This is a genomic window from Actinosynnema sp. NPDC059797, from assembly GCF_042732085.1.
Lineage (GTDB): Bacteria > Actinomycetota > Actinomycetes > Mycobacteriales > Pseudonocardiaceae > Actinosynnema.
Genome location: NZ_JBHWIE010000065.1, coordinates 22853 through 31217 on the forward strand (window position 1 = coordinate 22853; position 8365 = coordinate 31217).

The 8365-nt window shown below is 71.4% G+C and carries 7 protein-coding genes; 2 read left to right on the plus strand and 5 right to left on the minus strand.

What is annotated here, in order from left to right; all coding sequences use genetic code 11:
• Nucleotides 1–72 precede the first annotated feature (72 nt).
• The 3 genes from ACFV4N_RS18070 to ACFV4N_RS18080 all read right to left on the minus strand — a co-directional run bounded on the left by ACFV4N_RS18070 (nucleotide 73) and on the right by ACFV4N_RS18080 (nucleotide 4780).
• On the minus strand, nucleotides 73–2526 hold the full coding sequence (locus tag ACFV4N_RS18070) for a VanW family protein (RefSeq protein WP_499673682.1): 2454 nt from the start codon (nucleotides 2524–2526) through the stop codon (nucleotides 73–75).
• A 79-nt stretch (nucleotides 2527–2605) separates the two neighbouring features.
• The gene (locus ACFV4N_RS18075; protein WP_499673683.1) at nucleotides 2606–2929 is read right to left on the minus strand and encodes a GroES family chaperonin; all 324 of its coding nucleotides are present in this window, start codon (nucleotides 2927–2929) and stop codon (nucleotides 2606–2608) included.
• 9 nt (nucleotides 2930–2938) lie between these two features.
• Nucleotides 2939–4780, minus strand: coding sequence for an NHL domain-containing thioredoxin family protein (locus tag ACFV4N_RS18080; RefSeq protein ID WP_499673684.1), 1842 nt, complete (start codon nucleotides 4778–4780; stop codon nucleotides 2939–2941).
• Nucleotides 4781–4907: 127 nt separating this feature from the next.
• Between ACFV4N_RS18080 and ACFV4N_RS18085 the strand changes: the two genes are divergently transcribed.
• A complete protein-coding gene (locus ACFV4N_RS18085) occupies nucleotides 4908–6116 on the plus strand; it encodes a Shedu anti-phage system protein SduA domain-containing protein (RefSeq protein ID WP_499673685.1) in 1209 nt (402 codons plus the stop codon).
• A gap of 218 nt (nucleotides 6117–6334) precedes the next feature.
• On the opposite strand, the gene ACFV4N_RS18090 is transcribed toward ACFV4N_RS18085, so the two are convergent.
• Complete coding sequence (locus ACFV4N_RS18090; RefSeq protein ID WP_499673686.1) at nucleotides 6335–6706, minus strand: NTP pyrophosphohydrolase; 372 nt, start codon at nucleotides 6704–6706, stop codon at nucleotides 6335–6337.
• Nucleotides 6707–7135: 429 nt separating this feature from the next.
• Nucleotides 7136–7282, minus strand: a complete 147-nt coding sequence (locus ACFV4N_RS18095; protein WP_367134087.1) for a hypothetical protein — start codon at nucleotides 7280–7282, stop codon at nucleotides 7136–7138.
• 354 nt (nucleotides 7283–7636) lie between these two features.
• Between ACFV4N_RS18095 and ACFV4N_RS18100 the strand changes: the two genes are divergently transcribed.
• On the plus strand, nucleotides 7637–8263 hold the full coding sequence (locus ACFV4N_RS18100; RefSeq protein WP_499673687.1) for an SIMPL domain-containing protein: 627 nt from the start codon (nucleotides 7637–7639) through the stop codon (nucleotides 8261–8263).
• Nucleotides 8264–8365: the final 102 nt, after the last annotated feature.

Consider the following 8365-nt stretch of genomic DNA (forward strand, 5'->3'; position numbering starts at 1 on the left):
TCCGCACCTCATTCGCGCTGGTAGCCACGACCGGGTGATACCCAATCGTGGCTACCGCGAATCAGCGGGGCGTCAACCCTCGCAGATGATCTTGTGGGACGGGTCGTACCGGACGGTGCGGGACTCGCTGCGGGTCTGGCCGGTGCGGCGGTCGGTGATGGTCCGGGTGTCGGTCACCGAGAAGCCCTGCGCGCCGTTGCTCGGGCTGCACGGCTTGGTCGTCACCTTGCGCTCCTGCGGCTCGGTGAAGTTGAACCGCTCGCTGGTCGACCCGGTCACGTCGTAGTTCTTGGTGCCCCACAGCACGATCTTGATCGACGACGGCGTCCAGATCGTCTGGATCGCCACCCCGGTCTGGTCCGGGTTGGTGAACTTGATGTCGATCAGGCTGTTGCCCGCGGCGTCCATGAACACCGTGGCCTCGCGCCCCGCCGGGTACCGCGAGATCCAGTAGCTGTGCTCCTTGTGGCCCGCGTCCTTCATGCCCGCGTAGTACGCGGCGTTGTAGAGCGTCGTGGCGAACTGCGAGATGCCGCCGCCGACCGCGCGGCCGGGGATGCCGTTCTCGATGATGCCCGCGTCGACGTAGCCCTGGGCCCGGCCGCGCGGACCGGTGAAGCCGTTGAGGCTGAAGGTCTCGCCCGGCTTCACGATCGCGCCGTTGACCTTCTGCGCCACCACGCGGATGTTCGTGCCCGAGTCGGCCGCGAAGCCACCGGTCTGGAACTCGCCGATGACCTCCTTGATGCCCATCTTGTTGGCCTGCTCGGTGGTCACCTTCGCGGGCGTGTGCTTGTACTCCGCCTTGAGCACGCGCTCGTTGTCGCGCTTGAGCACGTCGAGCATGGGGGGCAGGGACTTCTCCCAGTCGATGCCGAGGCCGTCCACCGACTCCTTCACGGTCGGCCGGCCGCCCTCGAACACGATCTCGGCGTCCTTGCCCTCCTTCTCGGTCTCCTTGAGCTGGGGACCGGCGTGCTCGATGACCTTGTTGTTGTCGACCTTCGCGCTCAGGCCGCCGTCGTCGGCGGGCTCGAACACCAGCACGGTGGCCAGCTGCTCGGGCGTGAGCGTGGCGTCCTTGCCCTCGCCCTTGATGATCAGCGGCGCGGACGTGGCGGGCTTGGCGACCTCGGCGAGCGCCCGCTCGACGCCCTCCTTGGTGGTCTTGACCGGGGTGGTGGCCACCGGCAGCTCGACCGTGCCGCCGTCCGCCCAGCCGGCCAGCAGCGCGTCCACCGCGCCCGGCGCGTCGAGCTTCTGGCCCTGCTTCGGCTCCACGGCCACCGGGGCGGCGCCCTCGAAGCGGATGGCGCCCTCGGCGGGCTCGCGGTCGGTGGTGCCGCGCAGGCCCTCGACCGCGGCGGTCAGCTTGGCCTCGTCGCTGCGGGTGGCGAAGCCGACCTCGTGGGAGGTGAAGAACGAGGTGACGCGCGTGATCGGGGACAGCGGCTGGCTGCCCGCGCGCTCCAGGGTGGCGGCCCAGTCCAGTTCCAGACCCGCCGCCTGGGGGTCCAGCTCGGTGTCCACGTCACCGGCGCGGGCCTTGACCGGCGCGGCCAGGCGGGGGCCGATCTCGGCGCGCAGCTTCTCCTCGGCCTCGGCGTGGCTCAGGCCGCCGACGTCGACGCCCGCGACGGTCACGCCGCGCGGCACGTTGCCGCCGGAGACGAGGATGTCCAGGCCGTAGAGGACGACCAGCACGCCGAGCACGGCGGCGGCGACCAGGGCGGCCTTGCGCCTGCTCTTGCGGCGGGCGTCGGCCTCGTCGGCTTCCTCGGCCTCGTCCACCATGACCGGGCCGTGCACGGTGGCCTCGGGCTCGGGCACGGACACCGGGGTGCTGAACACCGTGGTGGCCTCGGACGGCGACGGGCCGCGGGCGAAGCCGCCGGGCGGGGTGTGGATGGCCCGGGTCTGCTCGGCGGGCGGGGGCGCCATGGCGCGGGTCGCCTCGGCGGCGGGCACGGTGGGGGCCTCGGCGGCGGGCACCGCGCGGGCCGGGTCGGTGCGCGCGGGGTCGGTGCGGGCGGCGTCGGGCAGGGCGCGCGTGGCGTCGGCCGGGATGGCCTGGGTCGCGTCGGCCGGGGCGACGCGCGTGGTGTCGGCGGGGCGGTTCGGCTCGGCGGGGCGGTTCGGCTCGGCGGCGCGGTTCTGCTCGCCCGACAGGGCGCGCGTCACGTCGCCCGCCGGCTTCATCACCTGCGTGGCCTCGGCGCCGGTGCCACCGGTCTTGCCGTTGGCCCGCGGCCCGGTCTGCGCGGCGCCGTTGGCCGGCGGTCCGGGCGGCGTGACGTTCCGGACGGTCGCGGACGGGTCGGACCCGGTGCCCGCCGCGGTGCCGGCCCCTGCGCCCGCCTCCGCGTCCGGTTCCTCCTGGGGCCACTCGGCCTGGGGCCACGCGGCCTCCTGGACCGAGGACGCGGCGATCTGCGTCGTCCGCTCCGATGCGGTGCCCGACGGGCGGACCGGCTCCATGGCCTTGGTCCGCTCAGCGTCGTACTCCGGTCGCTGGTTCTCCGGCACCGCTCCCCCTCTTGCCTCTCCGCAAGGTCCTGGGACTGCTTACCCGACCGCCGTCACACGACGATCACGGTCGGGGGGATCACAGGTAAAGCCCCGTGCCCTGGTCCGTCGTCCGCTCGGTGGCCGTGGCGTGGACGTCCCGCTCCCTCATCACGAGGTAGGTCTGCCCCTGCACCTCGACCTCGAACTGGTCCTCCGCGTTGAACAGCACGCGGTCGCCGACCTTGACGTGTCGCACGTTCGTGCCGACGCCCATCACGTCGCCCCAGGCCAGGCGCTTGGCCATCTGGGCGGTCGCCGGGATCACGATGCCACCGCTGCTGCGGCGTTCGCCGTCCTCCTGCGAGATCCGCACCATCACGCGGTCGTGCAGCATCTGGATCTGGAGCTTGACATCGGCCACCCGCAGAGTCTAGATGGCGTCGTCGAGGCCGCCCATCATGAGGGGTAGGCGGTCCGGTCCGTCCTTTTCGACCCGGATCGGCACGCCCCAGTCCTGGCGGGCCAGCTTGCACACCGGGTGCTCGACCGCCGGGTCGTCCGTGCAGCTCGCGGCCTGTGCGACGACGTGCAGCACGCCCTCGGTGAAGCCCTCGGCGACGCGCAGCACGCGCACCAGGTCCGTGCCGACGCCCGCGCCGCCCTCCAGCAGCCCCGGAGGGGAGCTGGTGACCTCCAGCCGGGTGGACGGGCCGTACCGATCGTCCAGCTTCTGGCCGGCGGGCGGGGTGAACACGACGGCCAGCTCCAGGTCGCCGGGCCCGACCACGGTCGGCGGGCGGCGGACCTCGTGCGCGTCGCCGCTGACGCTGGCCAGCCGGGCGCCGGGCGGCACCGGGCGCTCCAGGCGGTGGGCGGCGGAGGCCACGACGACCAGCTCGCCGTCGACCAGGACCGCGTCGGACGGCTCGGCGATGTCCGAGGCCAGGGTGGAGACCTCGCCGGTGGCCGGGTCGTAGCGGCGGAGGGCGCCGTTGTAGGTGTCGGAGACGACGACCTGGCCGCCGGGCAGGACCGTCACGCCCAGCGGGTGCTGGAGCAGGGCCTGGTCGGCGGCGCCGTCGCGGTGGCCGAAGGCGAACAGGCCCTTGCCCACGACGGTGTGCACGGTGCGGTCGGCGTCCAGCCGGCGCAGGGCGGACGTCTCGGAGTCGACCAGCCACAGCCGGTCGCCGTCCGCGGCCAGGCCCGACGTCTGGGCGAAGAACGCCTCCGGGGCGGGGCCGTCGTGCAGGCCCTCGACGGTGGTGCCGGCGAGGCGTTCGAGGCGGTTCTCCAGCGGCTTGAACAGCCCGAGCGTGTGGTTGCCGGCCAGCGCGATCGCGACGCCGCCCGCGGGCTCCCACCAGGCGACGTCCCACGGGCTGGTCAGCGGGATCTTGTCGGCGGGGCCGTCGGTCTCGCCGTCGCGCCACTGCTCGCCCGTGCCGGCGACGGTGGTGACCTCGCCGGTGTCGAGGTCCAGGCCGCGCAGCAGGTGGTTGACCGTGTCCGCGACGACGGCGTGGTAGCCGACGCGCGCGGCGACCTCGGCGGGCAGCAGCGCGATGCCGGCGGGCTCGGAGAAGGTGGGTTCGAGGCCGTCCCGGCGGCCGCGCTCGCCCGTGCCGAAGCGGCGCAGGACGGTCTCGCCGTCGGCGTCCAGCTCGACCAGGCGGTGGTGGGCGGAGTCGCTGACCAGCAGGGTGCCGCGCGGGGTGAGCACGGCCTTGGCCGGGAAGCGCAGCTCGGTGGCGGCGGGCGGCGGCGCGACGTACGGGCCGTCGCCGCGGTGGAGGGTGCCCTTGGCCTCGTGCTCGGCGACGACCTCGGAGACGACCTGGCGCAGCGCGTCGAGGTGGCCCTCGCCGGCGGCGACGTGGACGACGTAGCCCTCGGGGTCGACCAGGACCAGGGTGGGCCACGCCTTGACCGCGTAGTTCTGCCAGGTGGTCAGCTCGGGGTCGTTGAGCACGGGGTGCTCGACGGCGTACCGCTCGACGGCCGCGGCGACGGCGGCGCGCTCGGCCTCGTGGGCGAACTTGGGCGAGTGCACGCCGATGGTGACCAGGACGTCGGAGAACTCGGCCTCCAGCGGGCGCAGCTCGTCCAGGACGTGCAGGCAGTTGATGCAGCAGAACGTCCAGAAGTCGAGCAGCACGAGCTTGCCGCGCAGGTCGGCGAGCTTGAGTTCGCGGTCACCGGTGTTGAGCCACTCGCGTCCGACGAGTTCGGGGGCGCGGACGCGGGCGCGGCGGCGTGGAGCGGTCGTCACGTGGGGAGTCAACACCAAGCCCACACCACGGTATTTCGGTGTCCAGGATTTGGGAGGTCGGCCACCATTCCGAGATCGTCTCGGCCTCGGGAAGCCCGTCCGGGCCGTTGGGCCAGGATCACCGGCCATGGCACTCAGGTCCGACTACACGCTCAAGTCCTTGCTCCTGTCCCTGCACGAACTGGCCTCCCCTGAGATCGCACAGCACTTCATGGACGCGCTCGACCTGATGGGCGCGCAGAGCCCTTACAAGGGCGGGAGACGTTTGGTCGAACTACTGGAGTTCATCGCACGCGAAGCACATAACGTTGGGGATTCGGTCAGCGAGGAGGGCGCACAGGATGCCCTCTCCTACATGACAGGACGACTGCTGGAAACCGACCTCAAGGTCAAGCACGATCTTTACAGCGGCTCTGGACAGTTATCCGAAGTTCACAGCCTTCAGAATTCCATGAGCGCTTTGAGGGCATTCATCGGACAAGAGATCGGCCAACTTCTCACCGATGACCCGAACGCCACCGCAGCCGACATTCGCGCCTACTATGAACATGAAGGTCGTCGCGCCCTGCGGTTCGTGCGAGCCAGACGAGCCGGACACTACGGCGCATTTCGGGTCAGATCGGAGATCGCCGCTTGGCTGATCGACGTCATGGTCGACCGAGTCGAATTCCACATCGAGGAGGACCTCCACCCCCAGGTCAACGCACTGCTGGCCGCTCCCGACGCCCACCTCTTGGTGGCAGCGGCCCAACTCCGGATCAGGCGCGAGCAACTGGACGCCCTGGAGGCGGCGGTCGAGAACCCGTTCACCACGGAGAGTGGCTTGCAACGACTGGTCGAGCGCGCGTCCTGGGTGTTCGGGGGCGGGTACGTCGGCGTCTCCAACGTCAGACGACTGACGCCTGGCACAGAGGTCGACTTGGCATTGCTGCGACCGGACGGGGTGCTGCACGTCGTTGAACTGAAGAAGGCGAACGCCCGGTCGGTAAAACTGCACCGAGGTGTTCCGATCACCTCCGATGATGTGAACCGCGCCGCCGCACAGGTCGCGAACTACCTTCGGGCGTTCGATGAGGACCGAACGGGAATTCTGGAACGCCACGGCATTGAGGCGAGACGGGCGAGCGGCACGGTGGTCATCGGGCATCCGATGTACGACGTGGACTTCACCGAACAGCAGGTCGACGAAGTGCTGCGGAGCTACAACGCCGACCGCTCCCGGATCGAGGTCGTCACCTACAAGCAGGTGATCGAAGGAGCCCGTCGTGCACTGGCCATCAGCATGCCGAGGCAGCAAGTCGAGCGGCGCCCTGGAGACGACGTCCAGAACCAATGACGCAGGCGAGTTGGCGGTCGGAGGCGACCGGGATGCTCGGCACACCTGGTCCGCGGAACGCCGATCGTCCGGCATGCGGAAGGGTTGACCTGCCGACAGTGGAACGTCCGGAAGTCGAGCACCACCACAGGCGCTCATCGGGGTCGGTATCGCCTGAACCGCGGCACACGAGATCGAGTGGACCACCGACGACCCGCGGCCACCCGGGTATGGCGTGCTCACCGGACCGAGCGCGGTCCCAGCACCTCGGCGCCCAGCGCCGCCACCCGCTCGCGCAGCGCGCGATCCGCGGTGACCACGGCGCAGCGCCGGTCCGCCCCCTCGGCGCGGACCACCTCCACGATCGCGTCGTCGCCCGACGCGTCGGCGGCGACCACCCGGACGCCCGGGACCGGGTCGACGCCGCGGGCCCTGCCCTCGACCACGAGGACGATCTCCAACGGGCCCGGGAAGGTGGGGACGCCCGGGTCGACCACACCCAGGAGGGTGTCCCTCAGGCGGGTGGTGGCGGCGGCCCGGTCGCGCCACCAGCCGTCCGGGACGGAGCCGACGACGTTGGCCGCGTCGACGACCAGCAGCGGGAGCCTCACCGGGTCATGCTCTCAGCAAACGCTCAAGAAACTGTCGTACCCCGGTGGCACGATGGTGTTGTCCATGGGGGACAAGCCAGAACACACAGGGGGAAGCAGTGATGATGAGGCGCGCCCGCAGAACGGACGACACCTGGAACGGCTCGGCCACGGCCAAGTAGCCGCGACGTGGGAAACCCCGCGGTGCTGCCAGGTCGGGGGTCCGACAGCACCGCGGGGTCATCAGGAACATCGAGACACGATCGTGGACTGTTACATCCACTAAACGGTGTGACACAGATCACGTTACTGATGTGACGAAGCCCTGCCGCGCGGGAGGTGCGGCAGGGCTTCGTCGTTCCCCCTTCGCCGGCGCGCGAACGGCGGGGCGTGTGCCCGGTGTCGATCGGGCGGCCGTCGCGCGAGCCGGCGGAAGAACCCGGACCCGCGTCAGCGGAGGCCGGAAACCTGGGCCTGGGCGATCGCCATCAGCTCGTGGCGCATCGCGGGGGTGGGCGCCATGTCGATCGCTCGGGCGACGGCCTTGCGGTTGCGAGCCTCGACACGACGAGCGCGGAGCTTCGCAGTGAAGTTCATCGGGGGTTCATCCCTCTCAGACATCTCTCGGTGGTGTGCCTCAAGTATGCACCCTCCAGGACCGCAAATCACCCGATTTTCCGGTGAGGTACCGCACATACCGACGAATCATCGGCGGTTACCGCGTGGACTCCGAAGATTCCATCGACGGACACCTCCCAGACCGGATGCGGCACCTCCCACTCCCCGGCGTGCCCACTGGATCACCCGACGCAACCGTGGCGACCCCGTCGCCGCAGGTCAGGCCACGAGCCCGTGCAGGAGCCGGCCGGAGTGCGGCCCGGTGGACGCGATCGCCGCGGGACGGGCCGTTCGCCGGGTCCCGGCGAACGGCGTCCCCGGTAGCGTGGCCTCGTGGCCGAAGTGGTGACCAAGGGCGTCGGCAAGGTCGAGCGGACCGCCGACCGCGCAGAGGTGCAGGTGGGCTTCGAGACGACGGGCTCGTCGCGCGGCGAGGCGGTGGACGCGCTGACCGCGCGGGTCGCCGGCGTGGAGGCGGCGCTGGCCGGACCGGGCGTCGAGGTCCGCTCGCGGCAGCTCCACGTGCACGACAACTGGGACGGCAGGCGCCGCTCCGGCAGCCGGGCCGCGCAGAACTACGTGGTGCGCGTCGACGACCTCACCCGGCTCGACGACCTGCTCGCCGCGCTGGTGACCGCCGAGCCGAGCTGGCTGGGCGGCCCGAACTGGCAGCTCGCGGACGACTCCGAGGCCGTCCGCGAGGCGCAGCGCGAGGCCGTGGCGGACGCGCGGCGCCGCGCCGAGGGCTACGTCGAGGCCCTGGGCGCGCGGCTGGGCCCGCTGCACCGGCTCTCCGACGGCGACGCCGAGACGTGGGCGGCCGACTCGTCGCGCACGATGGCCGCCTACGGCGGCGGCGGCTCGCCCGGTGTGGCACCGGAGCTGGGCGGGCTGAACCTGGAGGCGCAGCGGATCACCGTCGTGGTCCGCTGCACCGCCACCTGGTCGCTGCTCGACTGACGCCGGCCTAGGGGCTGTCCTCAAAGCCAGATGAGCAGGGTGGCCAGGTCGAGCATGCCCCGGTAGGACACGGCGGTCTTGTCGAACCTGGTCGCGATGGCG